Source organism: Bradyrhizobium sp. HKCCYLRH2015, from assembly GCF_051168215.1.
In the GTDB taxonomy this organism is placed as follows: Bacteria; Pseudomonadota; Alphaproteobacteria; order Rhizobiales; family Xanthobacteraceae; genus Bradyrhizobium.
This window is the reverse complement of record NZ_JBNPUO010000001.1, coordinates 63,079-86,681: the sequence shown is the minus strand read 5'-3', so window position 1 is coordinate 86,681 and position 23,603 is coordinate 63,079. Positions and strand designations below refer to the sequence as shown.

General features: G+C 65.6%; 21 protein-coding genes. 6 read left to right on the top strand and 15 right to left on the bottom strand.

Translation table 11 applies throughout. From position 1 onward, the window contains the following. Positions 1-3: 3 nt before the first annotated feature. From ACQR1H_RS00380 to ACQR1H_RS00350, 7 genes are all read right to left on the bottom strand, one after another. The gene (locus tag ACQR1H_RS00380; protein WP_434906957.1) at positions 4-918 is read right to left on the bottom strand and encodes an amidohydrolase family protein; all 915 of its coding nucleotides are present in this window, start codon (positions 916-918) and stop codon (positions 4-6) included. Between the two features lie 8 nt (positions 919-926). After that, complete coding sequence (locus tag ACQR1H_RS00375; RefSeq protein ID WP_434906956.1) at positions 927-1,850, bottom strand: DUF1932 domain-containing protein; 924 nt, start codon at positions 1,848-1,850, stop codon at positions 927-929. Between the two features lie 6 nt (positions 1,851-1,856). Further along, the gene (gene ligK / locus ACQR1H_RS00370; protein ID WP_315802430.1) at positions 1,857-2,552 is read right to left on the bottom strand and encodes a 4-carboxy-4-hydroxy-2-oxoadipate aldolase/oxaloacetate decarboxylase; all 696 of its coding nucleotides are present in this window, start codon (positions 2,550-2,552) and stop codon (positions 1,857-1,859) included. A 17-nt stretch (positions 2,553-2,569) separates the two neighbouring features. Beyond that, positions 2,570-3,595, bottom strand: coding sequence for an amidohydrolase family protein (locus ACQR1H_RS00365; protein WP_315802429.1), 1,026 nt, complete (start codon positions 3,593-3,595; stop codon positions 2,570-2,572). Positions 3,596-3,638: 43 nt separating this feature from the next. Then, a complete protein-coding gene (locus ACQR1H_RS00360; protein ID WP_316238989.1) occupies positions 3,639-5,015 on the bottom strand; it encodes an MFS transporter in 1,377 nt (458 codons plus the stop codon). A gap of 539 nt (positions 5,016-5,554) precedes the next feature. After that, positions 5,555-6,454 (bottom strand): LysR family transcriptional regulator, encoded by a 900-nt coding sequence (locus tag ACQR1H_RS00355; RefSeq protein WP_315802427.1) that lies wholly within the window; start codon positions 6,452-6,454, stop codon positions 5,555-5,557. A gap of 275 nt (positions 6,455-6,729) precedes the next feature. Continuing rightward, positions 6,730-7,143 (bottom strand): TspO/MBR family protein, encoded by a 414-nt coding sequence (locus tag ACQR1H_RS00350; protein WP_315802546.1) that lies wholly within the window; start codon positions 7,141-7,143, stop codon positions 6,730-6,732. Between the two features lie 275 nt (positions 7,144-7,418). Between ACQR1H_RS00350 and ACQR1H_RS00345 the strand changes: the two genes are divergently transcribed. Together ACQR1H_RS00345 and ACQR1H_RS00340 are read left to right on the top strand one after the other, a co-directional pair. Beyond that, entirely contained in the window at positions 7,419-8,378 is a 960-nt protein-coding gene (locus ACQR1H_RS00345) for an AAA family ATPase (RefSeq protein ID WP_434886966.1), read from the top strand. A 5-nt stretch (positions 8,379-8,383) separates the two neighbouring features. Further along, positions 8,384-9,760 carry a vWA domain-containing protein gene (locus tag ACQR1H_RS00340; RefSeq protein ID WP_434886965.1) on the top strand — a complete coding sequence of 459 codons (1,377 nt, stop codon included), beginning with the start codon at positions 8,384-8,386 and terminating at the stop codon, positions 9,758-9,760. A gap of 264 nt (positions 9,761-10,024) precedes the next feature. Here the strand turns inward: ACQR1H_RS00340 and ACQR1H_RS00335 are convergent, their stop codons facing one another. The 4 genes from ACQR1H_RS00335 to ACQR1H_RS00320 all read right to left on the bottom strand — a co-directional run bounded on the left by ACQR1H_RS00335 (position 10,025) and on the right by ACQR1H_RS00320 (position 13,847). Next, entirely contained in the window at positions 10,025-10,300 is a 276-nt protein-coding gene (locus ACQR1H_RS00335) for a hypothetical protein (RefSeq protein WP_316218456.1), read from the bottom strand. 723 nt (positions 10,301-11,023) lie between these two features. After that, the gene (locus ACQR1H_RS00330; protein ID WP_434906955.1) at positions 11,024-11,470 is read right to left on the bottom strand and encodes a RidA family protein; all 447 of its coding nucleotides are present in this window, start codon (positions 11,468-11,470) and stop codon (positions 11,024-11,026) included. A gap of 12 nt (positions 11,471-11,482) precedes the next feature. Continuing rightward, a complete protein-coding gene (locus tag ACQR1H_RS00325) occupies positions 11,483-13,177 on the bottom strand; it encodes a benzoate-CoA ligase family protein (protein ID WP_315802422.1) in 1,695 nt (564 codons plus the stop codon). Positions 13,178-13,352: 175 nt separating this feature from the next. Then, entirely contained in the window at positions 13,353-13,847 is a 495-nt protein-coding gene (locus ACQR1H_RS00320) for a MarR family winged helix-turn-helix transcriptional regulator (protein ID WP_315751998.1), read from the bottom strand. Between the two features lie 305 nt (positions 13,848-14,152). Here ACQR1H_RS00320 and ACQR1H_RS00315 point away from each other — a divergent pair, with 305 nt between their 5' ends. Next, entirely contained in the window at positions 14,153-15,337 is a 1,185-nt protein-coding gene (locus ACQR1H_RS00315) for an ABC transporter substrate-binding protein (RefSeq protein WP_316183228.1), read from the top strand. A 20-nt stretch (positions 15,338-15,357) separates the two neighbouring features. Further along, entirely contained in the window at positions 15,358-15,816 is a 459-nt protein-coding gene (locus tag ACQR1H_RS00310; RefSeq protein WP_315751999.1) for a cupin domain-containing protein, read from the top strand. A 118-nt stretch (positions 15,817-15,934) separates the two neighbouring features. Here the strand turns inward: ACQR1H_RS00310 and ACQR1H_RS00305 are convergent, their stop codons facing one another. The 4 genes from ACQR1H_RS00305 to ACQR1H_RS00290 form a co-directional block, all read right to left on the bottom strand. Then, on the bottom strand, positions 15,935-17,182 hold the full coding sequence (locus tag ACQR1H_RS00305) for a flavin-dependent oxidoreductase (protein ID WP_316238985.1): 1,248 nt from the start codon (positions 17,180-17,182) through the stop codon (positions 15,935-15,937). Between the two features lie 54 nt (positions 17,183-17,236). Beyond that, entirely contained in the window at positions 17,237-19,585 is a 2,349-nt protein-coding gene (locus ACQR1H_RS00300; protein ID WP_434906954.1) for a bifunctional salicylyl-CoA 5-hydroxylase/oxidoreductase, read from the bottom strand. An 87-nt stretch (positions 19,586-19,672) separates the two neighbouring features. After that, complete coding sequence (locus ACQR1H_RS00295; RefSeq protein ID WP_315802417.1) at positions 19,673-20,509, bottom strand: enoyl-CoA hydratase family protein; 837 nt, start codon at positions 20,507-20,509, stop codon at positions 19,673-19,675. Between the two features lie 48 nt (positions 20,510-20,557). Beyond that, on the bottom strand, positions 20,558-21,319 hold the full coding sequence (locus tag ACQR1H_RS00290) for an SDR family NAD(P)-dependent oxidoreductase (protein ID WP_315802545.1): 762 nt from the start codon (positions 21,317-21,319) through the stop codon (positions 20,558-20,560). Between the two features lie 170 nt (positions 21,320-21,489). Between ACQR1H_RS00290 and ACQR1H_RS00285 the strand changes: the two genes are divergently transcribed. Then, entirely contained in the window at positions 21,490-22,320 is an 831-nt protein-coding gene (locus ACQR1H_RS00285; protein ID WP_316183225.1) for an alpha/beta fold hydrolase, read from the top strand. Then, entirely contained in the window at positions 22,317-23,603 is a 1,287-nt protein-coding gene (locus ACQR1H_RS00280) for an acyl-CoA dehydrogenase family protein (protein ID WP_434873914.1), read from the top strand. Before ACQR1H_RS00285 ends, ACQR1H_RS00280 begins: the two co-directional genes overlap by 4 nt.

Sequence of the window (23,603 nt, the reverse complement as noted above, 5' to 3'; positions counted from 1 at the left end):
CCTTCAGGATTCTTCGGGCCAGTACAGCCGCATCGGATTGTCGACCAGGAGCTTCTGCTGCAGCTCCGCGGTGACGGCGATGTGGGGAATGAAATCGACCAGCAGGCCGTCGTCGGGCATGTGGTCCTTGAGGTTCGGATGCGGCCAGTCGGTGCCCCACAGCACGCGATCCGGGAACGTCTCGACGATGCGCTTCGCGAACGGCACCACGTCGCGATAGGCGTTCTGCTCACCGTTCAGCGCCGGCGGTCCCTTGACCGAGAGACGCTCCGGGCAGCTCACCTTGGACCAGACGTTGTGGTGCTCGCGCATGAACTTCACGAACAGCTCGAACTCCGGGCCATCGACCGGCTTGGTCACGTCGGGACGCCCCATATGGTCGACGACGACGGTGGTCGGCAGCGAGGTGAAGAAATCCCACAGCTCCGGCAGGTCGACGGCCTCGAAATAGATCACCACATGCCAGCCGAGCTTGTTGATGCGGCTGGCGATCTCGACCAGCTCGTCCTTGGGCGTGAAGTCGACCAGGCGCTTCACGAAGTTGAAACGGACGCCGCGCACGCCGGCGTCGTGCATCGCCTGCAACTCGGCGTCGGTGACGCTGCGCTTGACGGTGGCGACACCGCGCGCCTTGCCGTTGGAATGCACGAGCGCATCGACCATCGCGCGGTTGTCGGCGCCGTGACAGGTCGCCTGCACCACGACGTTGCGGGCGAAGCCGAGATGGTCGCGCAGCGCGTAGAGCTGGTGCTTGGAGGCATCGCAGGGCGTGTACTTGCGCTCGGGCGCATAGGGGAATTCGGCGCCAGGGCCGAACACGTGGCAATGCGCATCGACGCTGCCGGCCGGCACCTTGAAGCGCGGCTTCGACGGGCCGTCATACCAGTCCAGCCATCCCGGGGTCTTCTGGAACTCCATGAGGTTCCCTACTCCTTGGACTTGATCTTGTTGATGATACGATCGGCCTCGGTGCGCCAGTCCGGGCTGCGCGCGAATTCCTTGGTGCCGCGCGTGCCGAACAGGCCGTCATCGGCGAGATCGGCGACCCAGGCCTGGCGCTCGGCGGTGCCGTCCGCCGACCACGGCGTCAGCCCGATGTCGCGTACGGTCTCGGCCACCTCCCTCACCTCCTCGGCGCGGCGGCGGCCATGCTCGATGACCCGCTGAAAGAAATAGGCGCCCTGCTTCTCCCAGTCGATCCCGGGAAAGGTCTCCTTCAGCGAGGCCAGCACCGCGTCCTCGACGCCATAGGCGCGGGCGGTGGTGAAGCTCTCGATCACCATCGCCTCCAGGCCCTTGATCATGATGCTGCGGCACATCTTTGTGGCCGAGGCCACGCCGAGCTTGTCGCTGGCGGACTTGGCGGCAAAGCCGAGATCGTTGAGCAGCGGCGCCAACTCGCGCGCACCGGCACCGCCGAGCAGCAGCGGCACCTTGATGCGATAGGGCGGCACCGAGGTCATCACCGCGCCTTCGACATAGCGGCCGCCGGCGCCGTCGATCAACGCGGCCGCGCGCTGCTTGGCGCCGGGCGAAGCCGAGTTGAAGTCGAGGAACCACGCGCCTGGCTTGATCTTCGGAGCGCAGGCTTCCGCCACCGCCACGTCCTGACTGGCGGTCACTGCCGAGACGATGAAGTCGGCCTGCGCCGCCAGTTCGGCATGCGAGGCCGTGAGCGTCACGCCGATGCTCTCGGCATGGCTGCGCATCGCGTCGCCGCGGCTGTCCGCCAGCTTCACATCATAGGCCGAGACGCGCACGCCATCCTTGCGCAGATCCTCGGCGAGGATCTTGCCGACCTCGCCGTAGCCGATCAGCCCGACATGCCACTGGTTCGACGCCGCGGTCATCGCTGCTCAATCGATGTATTTGAGCCCGGCCTTCGCCAGCGGCTCGCGCATCTTGTACATGTCGAGGCCAAGCACGCCCGACGCCAGCTTCTCGCGCTTGTCGGCCTCGTTGGCCTCGCGCGCCGCGGCCGCGTCCGCCGCCTGGTGCGCGACAGCAGCCGGCACCACGACGATGCCGTCGACATCGGCGACAATCACGTCGCCGGGATTGACGGCTGCGCCGGCGCAGACGATCGGGATGTTGACCGAGCCGAGCGTGGCCTTGACCGTGCCGCGCGCGGAGATCGCGCGCGAGAACACCGGGAACTGCATGTCGGTGAGATCGGCGACGTCACGGACGCCGCCGTCGATGACGAGGCCCTGCGCGCCGCGGGCGCGGAAGCTGGTCGCCAGGAGATCGCCGAAGAAGCCGTCGGTGTTCTCGACCGTGCAGGCCGCGACGACGACGTCGCCGGGCTGGATCTGCTCGGCCGCGACATGCAGCATCCAGTTGTCGCCGGGCTGCAGCAGCACAGTGACGGCCGTGCCGCACATCTTCGCCGTCGGATAGATCGGGCGCATGTAGCATTGCATCAGGCCGACGCGGCCCATCGCCTCGTGGATGGTGGCGACGCCGAACTTCGACAGCTTCTCCACCGCCGCCTTGTCGGCGCGGTTGATCTTCGTCTTGACGATGCCGAGATTGTTCATGGGGGTGCTCATATCGCCTGCCCTTTAGATTACTTGCCCTTGGCCTTCAACGCGGCGTCGAGACGCGGGAACACGCGCCGCGCATTGCCTTCGTAGATCTGGTGGCGCTGCTCGGGGGTCAGCTTGGCGGCCTCGATGTAGCGCTTGGTGTCGTCGTAGTAGAAGCCGGTCTCCGGATCGATGCCGCGGACGGCGCCGATCATTTCCGACGCGAACAGGATGTTGTCGATCGGGATCACGCCGGTCAGGAGGTCGATGCCCGGCTGGTGATAGACGCAGGTGTCGAAGAAGATGTTGTTGAGCAGATGGTCCTTCAACAGCGGCTTCTTCAGCTCCTGGGCGAGGCCGCGGAACCGGCCCCAGTGATACGGCACCGCGCCGCCGCCATGCGGGATCAGGAACTTCAGGGTCGGGAAGTCCTTGAACAGGTCCGACGTCAGGCACTGCATGAACGCGGTGGTGTCGGCGTTGAGATAATGCGCGCCGGTGGTGTGGAAGCAGGCATTGCAGCTGGTCGAGACGTGGATCATCGCGGGGATGTCGAGCTCGACCATCTTCTCGTAGATCGGATACCAGTGCCGGTCCGACAGCGGCGGCGAGGTCCAGTGGCCGCCGGACGGGTCCGGGTTCAAATTGATGCCGACGAAGCCGTAGTCCTTGATGCACTTCTCGAGCTCGGGAATGCAGGTCTTGGGGTCCACGCCCGGCGACTGCGGCAGCATCGCGACGCCGATGAAATTGTCCGGGAACAGCTTGCTGACGCGGTAGCAGAGCTCGTTGCAGATCCCAGCCCAGGTCGAGGACACCTGGAAGTCGCCGATATGGTGGGCCATGAAGCTCGCGCGCGGCGAGAACACGGTGAGGTCGCTGCCGCGCTCCTTCATCTTCTTGAGCTGGTTGCTCTCGATGCTCTCGCGCAGCTCGTCGTCGCTGATCGAAAGCTCCGACGCCTTGGGCATGACGGAGGGATCCTTGATGCCCGCGATCTGCCGGTTGCGCCACTCTTCGAGCGCCTTCGGAGCCGTCGTGTAATGGCCGTGCACGTCGATGATCACGTCAGTCTCTCCCTCAGATTGTCTCGCGAGCCAGCTAGCGCCTTCAATGCGCCGCCACGGGGGCGCCGACATCCTTGCCGCTGGCGCGGCCTCCCGGTCCCACGACCTGCTTTACCACAAGGGCGAGCGCCGCGATCAAGCCGGGAACTGCGATCACGGTGAAAATCTCGCTGAAGGTCAGGTGCCGCGCGGTCAATTCGGCGACCAGGAACGACCCGGCGATACCGCCGAAGCGACCGATGCCCATCATCCAGGCGACACCGGTGGCGCGGCCCTGGGTCGGATAGAACGCCGCGGCCAGCGCCGGCAGCGACGACTGCGCCGTGTTCATGACCACGCCGGCGACGAACACGATCACCACCAGGAAGCCCATGTTGCCAGCCGCCTGCCCAATCAGGAAGATCGTGACCGCCGTCAGCGCATAGCCGACCGCGACGATGCGGTTGGCGTTGAAGCGGTCCATCAGCACGCCGAAGAACACCGCCCCGACGCCGCCGAGCGGGAACAGCGCCGAGATCAGCGTCGCGGTCTGCGGGTTCAGCCCGACATCCTTGAACAGGATCGGCATCCAGTTGATCAGCGAATAGAAGATCACCAGGCCCATGAAATAGGTGACCCACAGCATCAGCGAGCCCACACGCAGCACCGGCGACAGCACCATGCCGATGCCGGTGGCATTGACGCGCCGGGTGGTCTCGGCATGCTCCGGCTCCAGCATCACGAACTGGCCGACTTCGGAGGCGGCAGAAGAGACCCTGCGCATGACCTTACGGACACGCTCCACACTGGCGCCTCGCGACAACAGGTAATGCACCGATTCCGGCAGGATCGCGATCAGCAGCACCGTCAGCACCAGCGGGGTGACGCCGCCGAGCACCAGCACGCTGCGCCAGCCCCATTGCGGGATCATCCACGCCGCGAGAAAGCCGCCGCATGCCGCGCCCAGCGGAAAGCCGCAGAACATCAAATTGGTCATGGTCGCGCGCAGCCGGCCCGGGCAATACTCGCTGAGCAGGGTCACGGCATTCGGCATGGCGGCACCGAGGCCGATACCGGTGACGCAGCGGAGCACGGTGAGCTCGGTGAGGTTGCTCGCGAACGCCGAGGCAAGACAGGCGATGCCGAAGATCAGCACGGAGCCGACCAGCACCAGCTTGCGGCCGAGACGATCGGCGATAGGCCCTGCGAACAGCGCCCCGCCGGCAAGGCCGAACAGCGCCGCGCTCAGCACCGGTCCCAGCGCCGACTTCTCGATGCCCCACTCCTTCAGGAGCGACGGCGCGATGAAGCCGATCGCCGCGGTGTCGAAGCCGTCGAGCAGCACGATGACGAAGCCGAGCGCGAAGATCAGCCACTGGAAGCCGGAAAACGGGTGGTCGTCGAGAAAGGCCTGGACGTCGACACGGGCGGTCGTTGGCATCGCTTCTGCTTCCTTGGGGTGCTGTTCTGGCGCATCAACCGAGGTCCGCAGACGCCCGTTCCTCGCGTGGTCGGGTCTTGCAGCTTCGGCAGCTTGACAGGCTATGTGACGGACAGGGACAGCGCGCACCAGCGCCCGGGGGCTTCTATCAGCTATTCCGAAACGGCATAAGATATCACATGAGCCATGCTGAATTTAGAATGGGTCTGGAGAGGCCGCCACAGCCGCTTGGGCGCAACGTCGAGGCTCACACCTCCACCTCCCCAGGCGACGCTGCTACACTTGCTCCCCAGGCGACGCTGCTACACTTGAAGATCGGAGCTTTGCGCTCGCGTGTCTCCAAGTCGTCAGGGCCGGGCTTGTCCCGGCCATCGACGTTGGTCGGCATCCTGGGAATGACGTGGATGCCCGGGACGAGCCCGGGCATGACGGAGTAACTCACTGGCGGGGTTGCTCGTCCCAGGAGTCCGATATCTTCACATGCCCGCCTTGAACCTCCAGGGGACAATGGCGCCGCCCGAACCGAACTGACGCAGCGCTCAGCGCGGCAGCTTCCTGATCAACGCGGTCGCCAGCTTGATCGTCTGCTGCGCCAGCGGCGTCGGGCGCTTGTGCGCCGAGGTGACGAAGCACAGCACGCTTGTCGGGGCCGGCTCGGTCAGCGGCCGGATCGCGAGCTCGCCGGCGCGGCCCGAGGCGGCGACGCCGCTCGGGGTCAGCACCGCGTGGCCGTAGCCGGCGCAGACGAGATCGATGATCGAGGGCACGCTCGATACCTCCCAGGCGATGTCGAGCTTGATCCCGGCGAGCGCGGCCTGCGTCTCCAGCAGGCGCCGCATCGCGTGCACCCGCTCCGGCATGATCAGGCTGTAGCGCGACAGCTCGGCCATCGGCAGCGGCGCGGTGACGCGGCGCTTGCCCTTCGGCGCGTGGCTGACGAGGGCGAGCGGCTCCTGCAGCACCGGCGTGATCTCGATGCCGGCCTGCGCCTCGGGATTGTAGACCATGCCGACATCGATGCGGCCCGTGGTGACCCACTCGACCACATGCGTCGACAGGCCCTCGACCACGGCGAGCCGCGCCGCCGGATATTCCTTCCGGAAGCGATCGATCAGCGGCAAGGTCAATTGCCGCGCGATGCTCGGCGGCAGGCCGATGGTGACGCGGCCGACCGGCGCATCGCGGCTGGCGCCGAGATCCTCGCGCGCATGCGCCACCAGCTGCAGCACGCCGACGCTGTGGTCGAGCAGCCGCTTCCCCGCTTCAGTCAGTTCGACGCCGCGCCCGTTGCGCGCGAACAGCTGCTGCTTCAATTCCGATTCCAGCGCCCGCACCTGCCGCGACAGCGCCGGCTGCGCCACGTCGAGCACGGACGCGGCCTTGCTGAACGAGCCGAGCTCGGCGACCTGGACGAAGTATTCGAGCTGCTTGAGGTTCATGGGCGGTGGCCCCGCGAATGCCCGTGGTGTGACGCGAACTCGGAGCCGCAAGCGCGCTGCAACCTCGCCCCGCTTGCGGGGCCGCGACGAGCTTCGCTCGCGCTGAGAGGTCGGATTGCATCGTCAGATGCAATCCGGGTGAGGGGGTACAGGTCTATCCGCGAACACCCCCCGCGCGGCTGCCCCTCACCCCAACCCTCTCCCCGTAAGAACGGGGAGAGGGAGCGCACCGTTGTTTTCATCTGACAGCGAGCTTTCATCAAACCCGCCTCATCTCAATTCAACACGTTCACCGAAAAATTCAGCACCGACGCAAACCCTACCCAACACGCATAGGGCACGAACAGCAACGCGGCGATCCGATCCTCGCGCCATTGCATCACGATGAAGATCACGATCAGCACGAACATGCTGGCGATGATCGCGAACGCGACCCACATCAGATGCGCGGTGAAGAACACCGGCGACCAGGCGAAGTTCAGCACCAGCTGTCCCCACCACACCTGCATCACGGCGCCGCTTTCGACCCGCTCATAGGTGCGCCAGCCGGCGACCGCAATCATGATGTAGAGCACGGTCCAGGCGATCGGAAACAGCCAGCCCGGCGGGGTGAACCAGGGCTTGTTGAGCGAGCCGTACCAGGCGCCGGGCATGTTGGAGGCGCCGATGATCCAGCCGCCTCCGACCACGAGGACCAGCAGGACGAGGAGATGCAGGATGGATCGGTTCATATTCCGCTCGGCGTGATTTACAGGAGGAGGTTCTCGGTCCGTCCGCTGGCGACCGGCAGCCATGCGGCTTGGGCACCCACGCACGCACTGGACAGGGCTGCCGGGTGCGCGTAGCCAGGACATAACACAATGCGAGGAAAAGTCAGGGTTTTCGCCCTGATGCCAACGTCCAGGGACCGGAACGCCGATCACATCTGCGCCGGGTCCTGATACCAGGAAACGGAGTTTCGTCAGTGGCTGATTCCCCGGCCTCCCCTTCAGCCATCGCCTCGATCGCGGCCGTCGAAGCCGGCCTCGCCGCGCAGGGCTATATCGCCAGCCGCCAGATCGCCACCGCCGTCTACCTGTCGCGGGCGATCGACAAGCCGATCCTGGTCGAGGGGCCGGCCGGCGTCGGCAAGACCGAGCTCGCCAAGGCGATCGCCGCCTGGCGCGGCCTGAAGATGATCCGGCTGCAATGCTATGAGGGTCTCGACGAGGCCAAGGCGCTGTACGAGTGGAAATACGCCAAGCAGCTGCTCTACACCCAGATCCTGAAGGACAAGCTCGGCGAGGTGCTCGGCGGCGCCCAGACCTTGCATGCCGCGCTCGGCCAGCTGCATGATTTCGGCGACGTGTTCTTCTCCAAGGAGTTCGTCGAGCCGCGGCCGCTGCTGCAGGCGCTGCTCGAGCCAAACGGTTGCGTACTGCTGATCGACGAGATCGACAAATCCGACGCCGAGTTCGAATCGCTGCTGCTGGAGATCCTCTCCGATTTCCAGGTTACGATCCCCGAGCTCGGCAGCATCGCCGCCGCAAAGCCGCCGACGGTGATCCTGACCTCCAACTCCGAGCGCAATCTCGGCGACGCGCTCAAGCGGCGCTGCCTGCATCTGCACATCGGCTTCCCCGAGCAGAAGCTGGAGGAGCGCATCGTCGAGAGCCGCGTGCCCGGCATCGCGCAGAATCTGCGCCGGCAGCTCGTGGCCTTCATCCACGACGTCAGGACGCTCGACCTGAAGAAGCAGCCTTCGGTGAGCGAGACCATCGATTGGGCGCGCGTGCTGGTGCTGCTGCAGGCCGCTGAACTCGGCCACGAGGTGGTCAAGGACACGCTCAACGTGCTGCTGAAATACGAATCGGACATCGAGGTCGCGCTGCCGCAGGTGACGACCTTCGTCGCCAAGGCGCAGCGACAGAACATCTTCGGGTAGGCGCCATGCAGGAGAACCTGCATCGGTTCTTCCGGGCGGCGCGCGGCGCCGGCGTGCACGTCTCGCCGGCCGAGAGCATCGACGCCATGCGCGCGGTGGCGAGCGTCGGTCTCGCCGACCGCACGGTGCTGCGCGACAGCCTGCTGCTGACGCTCGCCAAGAGCGAGGACGAGAAGAAGGCGCTCGGCGCCTGCTTCGACCTGTTCTTCGCCCATGTCGATCCGGCGCAGGCCGAGGCGGATGACGAGACGCGGCAGGACGCGGCGTCGAAGGAGGCCCAGGCAGCTCCGCTATCATCGGGACAGCCGGCCGGCGCCGAGGCGGATGCAGAGCTTGGGCCCCTCGCCCAGATGCTGCTGACGCAGAACACGGCTGACATCTCGGCCGCGATCGCCAACGCGTCCAGCGCCGTCGGGCTGTCGGAGATCCGCTACTTCACCCAGCGCGGCCTGTTCTCCAGCCGCATGCTGGAGACGATGGGCATCCAGCGGCTGCGCGACGATCTGGATACGCTCACCGAAACCAATCCGTCATTGGCGGAGCGGCTGCAGGCCGGGCTCGACGGCCTGCGCGACACCGTGCGCGATGCCGTCGCGCAGGCGCTGGCGCTGTACGGCCGAGAAGAGACCGAGAATCTGCGCCACGAGATCCTGCGCAATGCCCAGCTCTCGCGCATCGAGCCGCGCCAGGTCGCGGCGATGCGGGCGCTGATCCGGCAGATCGCGCGCCGCCTGCGCGAGCGCTATGCGAAGCCGCGCAAGCGCCAGCGCCGCGGCCATCTCGACGTCCGCCGCACGCTCCGCCGCAACGCCGCCTGGGGCAGCGTGCCCTTCCTCACCGCGTGGAAGCGACGGCACCGCGACCGCCCGAAGATCGTCGCGCTGTGCGACGTCTCCGGCTCGGTCGCCCGCGTCTCGGACTTCTTCCTGCTGCTGATCCACAGCCTGCACGACGTCGTCAGCGACGTCCGCTCGTTCGCATTCTCCGGCCACCTGATCGAGGTCAGCGAGATCCTGGAGCAGAAGCCGGCCGAGGAGGCCATGGCCGAGATCATGCACAAGGTCGGCTTCGGCTCGTCCGACTACGGCTCGTCGCTGGTCGATTTCGAGAAGCAGTTCATGGCCTCGGTGACGCCGCAGACCACCGTGATCATTCTGGGTGATGCCCGCAGCAACAAGCTCGCCCCGCGCGCCGACATCCTGAAAGCGATCTCGGAGCGCGCCAAGCGCGTGGTGTGGCTCAATCCAGAGGGCCGCATGACCTGGGGCTGGGGCGATTCAGAGATGCCGCGCTACCAGACCTTCTGCAACGTCGTCCGCCCCTGCGCAACGGCCCAGCAGCTCGAGCGCGCCGTGAGCGACATCGTCTCGGCCTATCAGTAGGCCACCGCTCTCACCCCGTCATTGCGAGCGAAGCAAGCAATCCAGGGATGGAGCAAGGACTCTGGATTGCTTCGTCGCTGCGCTTCTCACCATGACGCCGAAAATTCGTAGGGTGGCAAAGCCGTCGTGCGGCGCAAGCCGCGCGATGGCGTGCCCACCGACAGTCCATCCGCGCAAGACGGCGGGCATGGCGCGAACATGTAACACGGACAAACAATCGCATTGCGGGCGCGCCTTTGCCCACCCTACGCACCGTCGGCGGAGCTACCTTGCCCCCGCCGCCCGCTTCAACAATGCCGCACGCTGCTGGTCCGTAAAACTCACCCCCGACTTCTTCTCCACCACGCGCACCGCCCACGACCGCATCGGATCGTCATCCACCCGCGCCGGCTCGCGCAGGATCGCGACGCCGATCTCCAGCATCTTGGCATCGGCCTGATGCTCGATGCCGCCGCCACCGGCGCTTGCCAATGCCAGCGCGCCGGCCGCAGCGCCGATGCCGGCGGCCAGCGCCGTCGCCACGAAGAGTTTCCAATCCAAGTCCACCCCCTGCTCTCATCCGCCCCTGGGCGGCCACGCTCGAACAGGTTGGTGGCCGCGACATGGCGATCCCGCGTCCATCGTTCGACAGAGGGCGCATCAGACGACCACAATTGTTCGACGAACGAAGCCCGATGCCTGCGAACTGTGATGTGCTGTGTGACTGCCCGTCGCGTTACCATGTCGCAGCGCTCGAGCCTTGTGTCGTCGGGCAAATCACGACGATGCTTGCGCCCAACCTGATCCGGCGAAGAGGGGCGTACGCGTCGTCACGATACGTGGGGCAGGCTGCGGTGGACGCCGTTGCATCATGCGCTTGTTGCGCGGACGAGTGATGTCGTGGCGTACGGTGAAGTCGTGATGTCCTGATACCCCGACGCTGGTATCACCCGCGCAACGCGCTACGCGCGTTGTCGCGAACGCGACGAGGCTTCGCCTCGCGCGGAGGTGGCCAACAAGCCCGGCGCACCAGGGAGACCACGTATAAGCCGTCAAACATCGCGCAGGGAAGGCCGGCATGTTCGGGCCACCTGTGGTTCCTGCCCCGTGCATTTTTGATCGCACGGGGGCCGCGGGTGTGGTGGACACCCGGCCTTCCCTGCGCCCTCGATTTTCGCCGGGGGTGATCGACCAGCAAAGCTCGGGCCGACCAGCCGCGAGAGCGCGATGTCATCTTCCAGATTCGACCGATCAAAGACCGGCCCCTGCCGGCAGCACCCGCCCTCAGCGCGGCACCACCGCAGTCGCCTCGATCTCCACTCGCGCGGTTTTCTCGACCAGCCTGACGACCTGCACCAGGGCCATCGCGGGATAATGACTGCCAAAGATCTCGCGATAGATCTTCCCAAGCTCCTTCAGATGGCCGAGATACTCATCCATGTCGACGACATACCAGGTCAGGCGCACCAGGTGCTCCGGACGCGCATGGCCCTCGGCCAGGATTGCGGAGATGTTTTCCAGCGCCTGCCGCACCTGCGCGACGAAGCCGTCGGCGAGCGTCTCGCTCGCGTCCCAGCCGATCACGCCGCCGGTGACGACGATGCGCCCCTCGGCGCTGATGCCGTTGGCATAGCCCTTTGGCATCGGCCAGCCGCTTGGCTGCAGCACGCGCATGCCTTCGGCCCCATCCTGCTTCACCACGGCCAGCGTGGGCGCCTTGGTCGTGCTCACGACTGTGCCTCCTTATCGATTGTCGGCGCCGGACGGCGGCGCGGCCACGCCTTGCGCCAGCTGCCGCAGGGCAAAGCGCTTCAGCTTGCCGGTCTCGGTCTTGGGCAACTGTGTCACGAACTCGATCGCACGCGGATATTTGTACGGTGCGATCTCGCGTTTGACATGCTCCTGCAGCTCGGCCACCAGCGCCGGCGTGCCTTCGGCTCCCGGCGCCAGCACGACATAGGCCTTCACGACCATGCCGCGCGCGTCGTCGGGAGCACCGACAACGCCGCATTCGGCGACAGCCGGGTGCGTCAGCAGCGCCGCCTCGACGTCGGTGCCGGCGATGTTGTAGCCGGACGAGACGATCATGTCATCGGAGCGCGACTGATACCAGAAGTAGCCGTCCTCATCCATCACATAGGTATCGCCGGTGACGTTCCAGCCGTTCTGAACATATTTGCGCTGACGCTCGTCGGCGAGATAGCGGCAGCCGGTGGGACCGCGCACTGCGAGCCGCCCCATCGTGCCCGGCGGCACGTCGCGGCCCTCGTCGTCGACGATCTTGGCCTCGTAGCCCGGCACCGGCTTGCCGGTGGCGCCGGGGCGGATCTCGTCCTCGATGGCGCTGATGAAGATGTGCAGCATCTCGGTCGAGCCGATGCCGTCCATCAGCTTCAGCCCGGTCGCCTTCAGCCAGGCGTCGAAGGTCGGCTTCGGCAGGGTCTCACCGGCGGAAACGCATTTGCGCAGCGAGGAGATGTCGCGCCCCTCGAGCTTGCTCAGCATCGCCCGATAGGCGGTCGGCGCCGTGAAGCAGATCGTGGCCTTAGTGCGCTCGATGGCCGCGAGCAGATCGTCCGGCGAGGTCTTTTCCAGCACGACATAGGATGCCCCGATATGCATCGGAAACAGCACGCCGCCGAAGCCGAAGGTGAAGGCGAGCGGTGCGGTACCGATGAAGCGGTCGCTCTGGCTGGCGCGCAGCACGTTGCGGGCGTAGCCGTCGCACACTGCGAGCATGTCGCGGTGAAAATGCATGGTGCCCTTGGGATCGCCGGTCGTACCGGAAGTGAAGGCGATCAAGCAGAGATCGTCGGAGGCGGTGTCGACTGCGGTGAACTCTGGGCTGGCATCGGCGATCAGCGCTTCCAGCGCGCTGGGCTGGCCGTTGCCCCAATAGACCACCTGCTTCAGCGCCGGCGCGATCGGCCGGGTCTTTTCCATCTCGTCGGCGAGCTTGCCGTCGCACAAGGCCAGCGCGATCTGCGCCTTCTGGATCGGATAGGACAGCTCTTTGGCGCGCAGCAGCGGCATGGTGGCGACCACGATGCCGCCGGCCTTGATGACGGCCAGATAGGTGGCAACCATCATCGGATTGTTGGCGGAGCGGAGCAGCACGCGGCCGCCGGGCACGAGGCCGAGCTTGCCGACCAGGACGTTGGCGATCCTGTTCACCAGGGCCTGCAGCTCACGATACGTGTAGCCGATGTCAGCGCTGATGATGCACGGCGCATCGCCCCGCCCCTCATTCACCCAGCGATCGACGAAATGCGTCACGCAGTTCAGCCGCGGCGGATACTGGAATTCGGGCCGGCTGAAGACGAAGTCAGGCCACAGCTCGCGCGGCGGCAGATTGTCCTGGGCGAAGGTGTCGACGTGGGCGCTGTGCGCATGCGCACTGGCGCTCTCCGGCTGCTGAACCTTGGCGGCAGTGGCCATCACACGCTCCTGTCTGAAGGGAAGAACGCCCGGCACGTTTCAGTCCTAAACATTTTAGACTTAAAACATCTGGACGCAAGAGCCGAAGAGAGCCGAAGATTGTGCACTGCCCGCAAATTGTTTGAGCGTTTGCCGCGCGTGGCAGCGTGGCCTGCGACGTCCTGTCAGGCCCGCTTCAATCCTGCCGGCGCTGCACGGCCTTCTGCGCCGACCCCTTGGTCTTGGCGAGCAGCCGCATCAACTCGCGCACGTCTTTCTCCGTGAGATCGCCGAAGATATCCGCGATCCAGGTCTCGTGCTCGGCCGCCATCTTGCGGAATTCGGCGCGGCCGAGCTTGGTCAGCCGGATCACCTGGACGCGGCGGTCGGTATCGGAGGTGCGGCGATCCAGATGGCCGGATTCGACGAGGCGCTCGACCAGTCCGGTGACGTTGCCGTTCGAGACCATCATGCGCTTGGAGACGTCGGACAGGGTCATGCCATCAGGCGCCTTGTCGAGCTGCGCCATCAGGTCGAAACGCGGCAGGGTCACGTCGAAACGCTCACGCAGCCGGCTGCGGATCTCGCCTTCGATCAGCGTCGTGCAGGTGAGCAGGCGCAGCCACAGCCGCAGCTCCTCGGCATGGTCCTCGGGCAGCTCGACAGCCTTGGTCTCGGAATCAAGCGTCATGACGGAATCACTTGGGCACGTTCAGCCTCGTCTGGCGAGGCTCGTGAGTTTGACCTTCAGGACCTCCCGGGAGCAAGGAAAAATGTACCGTCATTTTGCGCAGGACGATGAGGCGGCAATTCCTTTAACCTTCAAGCAATTGGCGCGGCGCTTGCATGCGTGCCGAAACTGCCCTTTCCGCAAGCAGCTCGCTTGCGGCTGAGGGCGTCATCAGACTAGGCTTGTGACCAAGCTGCGGTCTGGCCCATCGTTTGGTCAGGTGCAAAAAACATAAACCTGAAATTCCGCATCCCGGGGGAGTTGTCATGAAAATGAGTTCGAAGCTGGCCGGTCTCGGCGTCGGTCTTGGCATTGCTGCGAGCCTGCTCGCCCAGCCGACGCTGGCCGCCGACAAGATCAAGATCGGCGTCATCGTCACCCTCTCCGGCCCCGCCGCCGCGCTCGGCGGCCAGGTCCGCGACGGCTTCAACCTTGCCATCAAGGACCTCGGCGGCAAGATGGGCGGCAAGGACGTCGAGGTGGTCGTCGCCGACGACGAGCTCAAGCCGGACGCCGCGATCACCAAGGTCAAGGGCCTGCTCGAGCGTGACAAGGTCGACTTCGTCGTCGGTCCGATCTTCTCCAACATGCTGCAGGCGATCCACCGGCCGGTCACCGAGAACAAGACCTTCCTGATCAGCCCGAATGCCGGTCCGTCCAGCTACGCCGGCAAGGAGTGCAGTCCCTACTTCTACGTGACCTCGTACCAGAACGACCAAGTGCATGCCGTTCTCGGCAAGGTCGCGCAGGACCGCGGCTACAAGAAGATGTATCTGCTGGTTCCGAACTACCAGGCCGGGCGCGATTCCGTCGCCGGCTTCAAGCTCGACTACAAGGGCGAGATCGTCGAGGAATCCTACGTCCCCCTCAACACGCTCGATTTCCAGCCCGAGCTGTCCAAGATCTCCTCGCAGAAGCCGGACGCCGTGTTCACTTTCATGCCGGGTGGCATGGGCGTGAACCTCGTCAAGCAGTTCAAGCAGGCCGGCCTTGCCGACACCATTCCGGTGCTCTCGGCCTTCACGGTCGACGAATCCACGCTGCCTGCGCAGCAGGACGCCGCGGTCGGAATGTTCGGCGGCGCCAACTGGGCGCCCAATTTCGACAATCCGCAAAGCAAGAAGTTCGTCGCCGGCTACGAGGCCGCCTACAACAGCGTGCCCGGCACCTACGCCATGCAGGCCTATGACGCCGCGCTTTTGATCGACAGCGCCGTGAAGGCGGTCAATGGCGACCTCAGCAACAAGGATGCGGTGGCCGCGGCGCTGAAGAAGGCCGATTTCGCCTCGCTGCGCGGCAACTTCAAGTTCAACACCAATGGCTACCCGATCCAGGACTTCTATCTGACCAAGGTCGCCAAGCGGCCCGACGGCAAGTTCCAGACCGAAATCGTGCAGAAGGTGTTCGAGAACTACGCCGACCGCTACGCCAAGGATTGCGCGGCCAAGTAACAACAGGGAGCGAAACCAACATGAACCATCCGGAAATCGCCGGCATCACCCGGGCCAATGAGGGCATCCAGGGCATCTCCTGGAACATCCTCGGCCAGGTCTACGTGCCGAAGAACCGCACCGAGCACAGCTTCTCCTGGCATGCGACGTTCCCGGTCGGCACCTTCGTGCCGCCGCACATCCATCCCGACCAGGACGAGTATCTCTACATCCTCGAAGGCCGGCTCGACTTCTTCCTCGACGGCGCCGAGGAATACGCCACCGCCGGCGACACGGTGCGGCTGCCGATGGGCAAGCCGCACGGCATCTTCAACAAGTCGCAGCAGACGGCCAAAACGCTGTTCTGGGTGTCGCCGACGCGGCGGCTCTACGAGCTGTTCTGGGCGATCCACAACATGCGCGAGCAGAACCCGGACGACGTGGTGAAGCTCGCCGCCGAGCACAACATCCACTTCCTGCCCCCGCCTCCGGGGGCGTGAGGCGGGCTGGTGCTTGGGTTCGAACTATACCACAGAATGCAGTCGGCTGCCTCTCCCCGTTGTTACGGGGAGAGGGCTGGGGTGAGGGGCAGCCCGGAAAACGGTGCTCGACGCTGACTTACGACGCCTGCCGCGTCACCATCCGCGCGGCAAAGCCGGCCCGGCTGGCATAGCCGCGCACGATGCCTTCGCGGGCTTCGTAGTTGAGGATGGTGTTGATGTCGCTGAACCCCTGCGGCGCGAGCTGCTCGACGGCATCGATGACGCCCTCGGGGCCGCCGCGACGGTTGGACGCGACGATCTCGGCCGTCATCGGCAGCCGCTTCTGCTCATAGGTCATCAGCGCCTGGCGCGGATGCTCGGAGCGGGCCAAGGCATCAGCGAGCGCTCGGGCATCGAGAATGGCCTGCGAGGCGCCGTTGGAGCCGACCGGGTACATCGGATGCGCGGCGTCGCCCAGCAGCGTGACGCGGCCACTCGACCAGTAAGGCAACGGATCGCGGTCGCAGCAGGGATATTCCCAGAACTCCGGCGTCGCCCGCACCATCGCGGCGAAGTCGACCTGGGGAATGGAGAAGCCGTTGACATGCGGCATCAGCTCGTCGGCCTTGCCGAGCCGCGACCAGTCCTCGCGCCGCGGCGGCGCGGTGTTGGCATCGCCGATGCGCACCAGCACGGCCCAGTTGGTGAGGCGGCTCGCGGGGCTCGAGCCCTCGGCGATCGGATAGATCACCGCCTTGGCGTTGAGGCCGCCGGCGATGATCATCGAACGCCCGGTCAGGAACACCGGCCAGTCGGTGGCGCCGCGCCACAGCATCAGGCCGTTCCAGCACGGCGCGCCCTCGTTCGGGAACAGCGTCTGCCGGACCTTGGAATGGATGCCGTCGGCGCCGATCAGCACGTCGCCGCGGGCGGTGTGGACATGGGCGCCGGTGCGGTCGAAGAAATACGCGGTGACCCCGCCCTCATCCTGGGTGAAGGCGCCGAGCCGGCAGCCGGTGTGGACCTTCTCAGGCCCGAGCCGCTGCATCACCGCCTGATGGATCACGCTCTGCAGACGGCCGCGGTGAATCGAGAATTGCGGCACGTCATGGCCGGCATCGAGCCCGCGGGTCTCGTGCCAGACCTCCTGGCCGCGCCGGGTCAGGTAGAACAGCTCATAGGTCCGGATGGCGACCTCGTCGAGCCGGTCGAGCAGCCCGAGCTGGGCGAGCTCGCGGATCGCGTGCGGCAGGGTGTTGATGCCGACACCGAGCTCGCGGATTGCATCCGCCTGCTCGAACAGCTCACAGTCGATGCCGCGCGCCCGCAGCATCAGAGCCGTGGTCAATCCGCCGATACCGCCGCCTACGATGATCGCCTTCATCGTTCCCTACTCCACTCGTACTTCGCATACCGGGCGGCAGCGTTGCACAGCGGCTCACTCCGCCGCAAGCGGCTTCGCAGCCTCGGCCTTCAGCTCGGCCCGCGTTTTCGGCTTAGCCTTAATCTTCAGCTCCTCGAAATCCTGCCGGTCGCGGACGCTGTTGCGGAAGATCTGCTCCTTGCCCGGCAGATATTGCGGCGGACAGAACATGTCGGCGCCGTACCAGGCCGCGGCCTTCATCGTGAAGGCGGGGTCGACCAGATGCGGACGGCCGAGCGCGACGAGATCGGCGCGGCCGGCGGCGAGGATGGTATTGATCTGGTCGGCCGAAGTGATGTTACCGACGCACATGGTGGCGACATCAGCCTCATTGCGGACCTGGTCCGAGAACGGCGTCTGGAACATGCGGCCGTAGATCGGCTTGGCCTCGCGCACGGTCTGCCCGGTCGAGACGTCGACGAGATCGACGCCCGCCTCGCCGAAGGCGCGGGCGATCAGCACCGCGTCGTCACCAGTGATGCCGCCCTCGGCCCAGTCGGTGGCGGAGATGCGTACCGACATCGGCTTGTGCGCCGGCCACGCCGCGCGCATCGCCGCGAACACTTCCAGCGGGAAGCGCAGCCGGTTCTCCAGCGAGCCGCCGTACTCATCGGTGCGCCTGTTGGTCAGCGGCGAGATGAAGCTCGCGAGCAGATAGCCGTGGGCGCAGTGCAGTTCGAGCATGTCGAATCCGCAGCGGTTGCCGCGCTCGGCCGCAGCGACGAAGTCGGTCTTGATCGCATCCATCGACTGGCGGTCGAGCTCGCGCGGCACCTGGCTGTCCGGGAAATACGGCAATGGCGACGCCGACACCACGTCCCAGCCGCCCTGCTCCAACGGCCGGTCGATGCCGTCCCACATCAGCTTGGTCGCGCCTTTGCGGCCGGCGTGGCCGAGCTGCAGCGCGAACTTCGCCCGCGAGTTCGCATGGACGAAATCGACGATGCGCGTCCACGCCGCCTCCTGGGCGTCGTTCCACAGACCGGCACAGCCGGGCGTGATGCGGGCACCGCGGCTGACGCAGGTCATCTCGGTGAACAGCAGACCCGCGCCGCCGATCGCGCGCGAGCCGTAATGCACCAAGTGGAAATCGCCAGGGACACCTTCCTCCGCCGAGTACATGCACATCGGCGACAGCACCGCGCGGTTCACGATTGTCATCTCGCGCAGCTTGAGCGGCTGGAACATCGGCGCCAAGGGCTTCTCGACATCGACATCAAAACCCTTGGCGCGGACCTGGCGCGCGAAGGCCTTGTCAACCTCGGCCACGAAGTCCGGCGCGCGCAGAGTGAGATTGTCGTAGGTGATCGCTTTCGAGCGCGTCATCACGCCGAACGCGAACTGAACCGGATCGAAATCCCAGAAGCGGTCGACATGCTCGAACCAGACCAGCGACACGTCGGCGGCGTGCTGGGTCTTCTCGACCTCCTCGCGCCGGCCATGCTCGTAAAGATCGAGCGCCGCTGGAATGTTGGGCGCGCGCTGCATGGCGTCGGCCAGCGCGATCGCGTCCTCCATCGCAAGCTTGGTGCCCGAACCGATCGAGAAATGCGCGGTCGACTTGGCGTCACCGAGCAGCACCATGTTGTCCCTGACCCAGCGCTTGTTGCGGATCATCGGGAAATTGCGCCACATCGAGCGGTTGATCAGCAGCGGATGGTCGCCGAGGAACCAGCCGAAGATCTCCTTCATGCGATCGGCGGACTGCCGCTCGTCGAGCCCGGTCAGGCCGGCGCGCTCGAAGGTCTCGGGATCCATCTCGAATATCCAGGTCGAGTGCCCCGCCTCATACTGATAGGCGTGCGCAATGAACGGGCCCCACTCCGTCTCCTGGAAGATGAAGGTGAAGGCATCGAGCGGCTTGGTCGAGCCCATCCACGCGAACTTGTTGGCGCGCAGGTCGACCTCGGGCTGGAAGTGATCGACATACTTCTGGCGGAAGCGGCTGTTGATGCCATCCGACAGGATCAGGAGATCGGCATCAGCGAATTGCGTCTCGTCCTCGAGATCGACCTCGAAGTGCAGAGCGACACCCAGCTCGTGGGCACGCTCCTGCAGGATGCGCAGCAGCGTGCGGCGCGAGCAGCCGCAGAAGCCGTTGCCGCCGACGCGATGCACCGTGCCGCGGAAGTGCACGGCGATATCATCCCAGTAGGCGAACTCCTGGGTGATGCGCTGGTAGCTCGGCAGATCGTGCTTCTCGAAATTGTCGAGCGTGGCGTCCGAGAACACCACGCCGAAGCCGAACGTATCGTCGGCACGGTTGCGCTCGTAGACCGCGATGTCGGCGCTGGGCCGCTGCTTCTTGAGCAATATCGCCGCATAGAGACCGGCAGGTCCGCCGCCGATGATCGCGATCTTCATGAGCGCCTCCGCTGGAGAGCCGAGCCAATGAAAATTATTTTAGACCTAAAATATCTCCTGGCAAGTCCCTTTGGTTCCCGCGGCCGCTCAATTGCCCTGGAAGACCGGTTTGGACTTGGCGGCGAATGCTTCGAAGGCGCGGTTGAAATCCTCTGTCGTCATGCACAAGGCCTGGGCAACTGCCTCCGCCTCGATCGCCTCCTCGACCGACATCGCCCATTCCATCGCCAGCATGCGCTTGGTCATCGTGTTGGCAAAGGTCGGGCCGTTCGCGATCTCTGTTGCCAGTGTCACGGCCTGCCCCAGCACGTCGGCGGGCGCGACGGTGCGGCTGAAGAAGCCCCAGCGCTCGCCCTCGTCCGCGCTCATGAAGCGGCCAGTGTAGAGCAGTTCGGACGCACGCGACTGGCCGATGATGCGCGGCAGGATCGCGCAGGCGCCCATGTCGCAGCCGGCAAGACCGACCTTGTTGAATAGGAACGCGACCTTGGCGCCGGTCGCTGCGAGACGAATGTCGGAGGCCATCGCGACGATGGCGCCGGCACCGGCGCAGATGCCCTCGACCGCGGCGACGATCGGCTGCGGACAGGCGCGCATCGCCTTGACCAGGTCGCCGGTCATGCGGGTGAAGGCGGTGAGACCCTTGGTGTCCATCTTCACCAGCGGGCCGATGATCTCGAACACATCGCCGCCGGACGAGAAGTTGCCGCCGGCGCCGGTCACGACCACCGCCTTGACCTCATCGTCGAAGGCACAGGCCCGGAAGAAATCGGTCAGCTCGCGATAGCTCTCGAACGTCAGCGGATTCTTGCGCTCGGGCCGGTTCAACGTCACGGTCGCGACGCGATCCTTGACCGTAAGCAGGAAATGGCTGGGCTTGTAGTCCGCCAGCGGCACGGTGACTGGGTTGGCCGGTCTCGACATGTAAGTTCCCTCTGTTCAACTGTTTTCGTTAGGCCAGGGCGCTGCGGCTCACACTTCGCCGCCGGCAACCGCGATCGCCTGCCCCGTGATCGCACCGGCACCGCTGCCGCACAGCCACAGCACAGTGTCGGCAACCTCCTGCGGCATGATGAGACGCCCCTGCGGATTGTGCTTGGCAAGCTCGGCGATCGCTTGCTCCCGGCTGCGGCCGGTCTTTTTCATGATGTTGTCGACGCTTTCCGCGACAAGATCGGTATCGGTAAAGCCGGGACACACGGCATTGACCGTGACGCGCGTCGCGGCCAGCTCCAGCGCCAGCGATCGCGTGAGGCCGACGACCGCATGCTTGGCCGCGGTGTACGCGCTGACATAGGGATAGCCCTTGAGGCCCGCGGTAGACGCCACTGCGACAATCCTGCCGTAGGGCCTGCCCTTCATCGCCGGCAGCACCGCCTGCACGGCGTGTACGACGCCCATGAAGTTGATGTCCATCATGCGGTGGAACAGCGCGGTGTCGGATTTCAGGAACGGCGCCGATTCTGCGCTTCCCGCATTGGCAACCAGAATGTCGATCGGCTGATGCGCGGCGGCGCTTGCGGCTGCGGCATTGAGCGCCGCCGGATCGGCAACATCGGCGATTGCGGCGTGATCTGCGCATCCGGCCGCGATGGCCTCATCGAGCGTTGCGCGGTTGCGACCGACGATCGTCACGGTTGCGCCCGCAAGCTTCAAGGCGCGCGCGATTTCGCGGCCAATGCCGCGCCCGCCCCCGGTCACCATCGCATGCGCGGCTTGCGGAAGTCCGGACATGCGTGCGCCTCCTCTGATTTCGTTGGCTCGTCTCGACGGAGAAGTTATTTTAAACTTCAAATTTTTGCAACAACACGCCGGAAGCGGCTTGACACCTCGTTTACCGCGACTAGCGTTCAAGGGCCTGGAGCGAGCAACGTAGCGGCCTCGGGCATATCTCGGAGGTCTGCGTGCCTGCGTCGCAAATCGTTACCACGAAGGACGGCCGCTTCGGCTACGAGGCATCGGGGACGCCCGAGCAACAGAGCGTTGTGTTCCTGCACGGCATCGGTGGCGCCGCGCGCGCCTGGCGTGGTCAGCTCGATTATTTCGGCGAGCGCTGCCATGCGGTGGCCTGGGACATGCCGGGCTATGGCCGATCCGCCCGGCTCGACATGGTCAGCATCACCACGCTCGCTGCTGCGCTCCAAGACTTCCTGATTCAGATCGGCGCCAAGCAGCCGATCCTCGTTGGTCATTCCATCGGCGGAATGATCGTACAGGAATGGTTGACGATGCATCCACAGGCCGCGTCGGCCGTGGTGTTGGCTCAGACCAGCCCGGCCTTCGGCAAGGCCGACGGCGACTGGCAGAAATCGTTCATCGAGGCGCGCCTCGGCCCGCTGGATCGCGGAGCGACGATGGCGTCACTGGCGTCGGGCCTGGTCGAGGAGTTGGTCGGCGACGATCCCGATCCGCACGGCCTTGAAATTGCAACCTCCTGCATGGCCGGCGTGCCCGAGGCAAGCTATCGCTCGAGCATGCTGGCCCTGCTCGGTTTCGACCGGCGACAAACCTTGAGGGACATCAAGGTGCCGACGCTGGTGCTCTCGGGATCGAAGGATCGCAACGCACCGGCGCCGATGATGGAGAAGATGGCGAGCTTCATTCCCGCGTCGAGCTATGTCGAGATCCAAGGCGCCGGCCATCTCGTCAATCTCGAACGGCCCGGCGAATTCAACACTGCGCTCGACGCCTTTCTGAGGGCGCACGCGACAACGACGGCAGCGGAGGCACAATGACCATTCAGGTCCAGAAGACGGCGACGGCATCCCGTGAGGCGCTCGACGCCCCGATGTTCGATCCGGCCGCGTACCGGCTGACCGCTGAGCAGGCCGACATCATCACTCGCGCTCGGCAACTCGGACAGAGCGTGCTGGCGGGCCGCGCCGCGACCTGGGATCGCGAGGCGAGCTTTCCGACTGAGAACTACAAGGACCTGCATCGCGCCGGCCTGCTCGGCATCTCCGTTCCCAAGGCTCTCGGCGGCCTCGGCGCCGGCTACCAGACCTATGCACTCACCGCCGCCGAGATCGGCCGCTATTGCGGCGCGACCGCGCTGACCTGGAACATGCACGTTTGCTCGACCTTATGGTCCGGACCGCTCGCCGACGACCTCGACATGGAGGACGACGTCCGCGCCGAGCATGAGCGGCGGCGCGCGATCCACTACAAGCGCATCGTCGAGGACGGCGCGATCTACTCGCAACCGTTCTCGGAAGGCGGCGCAGCCGCGGCGGGCGGCGTCGCCTTCGGCACCGAGGCCAAGCCGGTCAATGGCGGCTGGCTGATCAACGGCAAGAAGATCTTCGCCTCGCTTGCCGGACACGCGGATTATTATGGTGTGCTATGCACCGAGGTCAGCGAGGGCGAGAAGGCGTCCCGCCGCAACACGCTCTATCTCGCGGTGCCGGCGAAAACGGAGGGCGTCTCCGTCGTCGGCGACTGGGATCCGCTGGGCATGCGCGGCACGGTGTCACGCACGCTGCTGTTCAAGGATGTCTTCGTCGCGGAGGACGCCGCCTTGATGCCGCGCGGCGTCTACTTCCAGGCGGCCATGCGCTGGCCGCACATGTTCATGACGTTGTCGCCGACCTATATGGGCCTGGCGCAGGCCGCCTACGACTTCACCGTCAAATATCTGCGCGGCGAGGTGCCCGGCATGCCGCCGGTCAAGCGGCGGATGTATCCGACCAAGCAGATCGCGGTGGCGCAGATGCAGATCAAGCTGGAGCAGATCAAGGGCATCTGGTTCCAGGCGGTGACCGAGGCGCGCGCCAATCCGACCAAGGAGCAGGTGCTGCGCGCCTATGCGGCGCAATACTCGGTGATGGAGGGGGCCAATGACCTGGCGGCGCTCGCCATCCGCACCTGCGGCGGACAGTCGATGCTCAAGACGCTGCCGCTGGAGCGCATCTATCGCGACAGCCGTTGCGGCTCCCTGATGCTGCCCTGGACCGCCGAATTGTGCCTCGACCGCATCGGCCGCGAGGCACTGTACGAGCCCGGCGAGACGGACGACTGA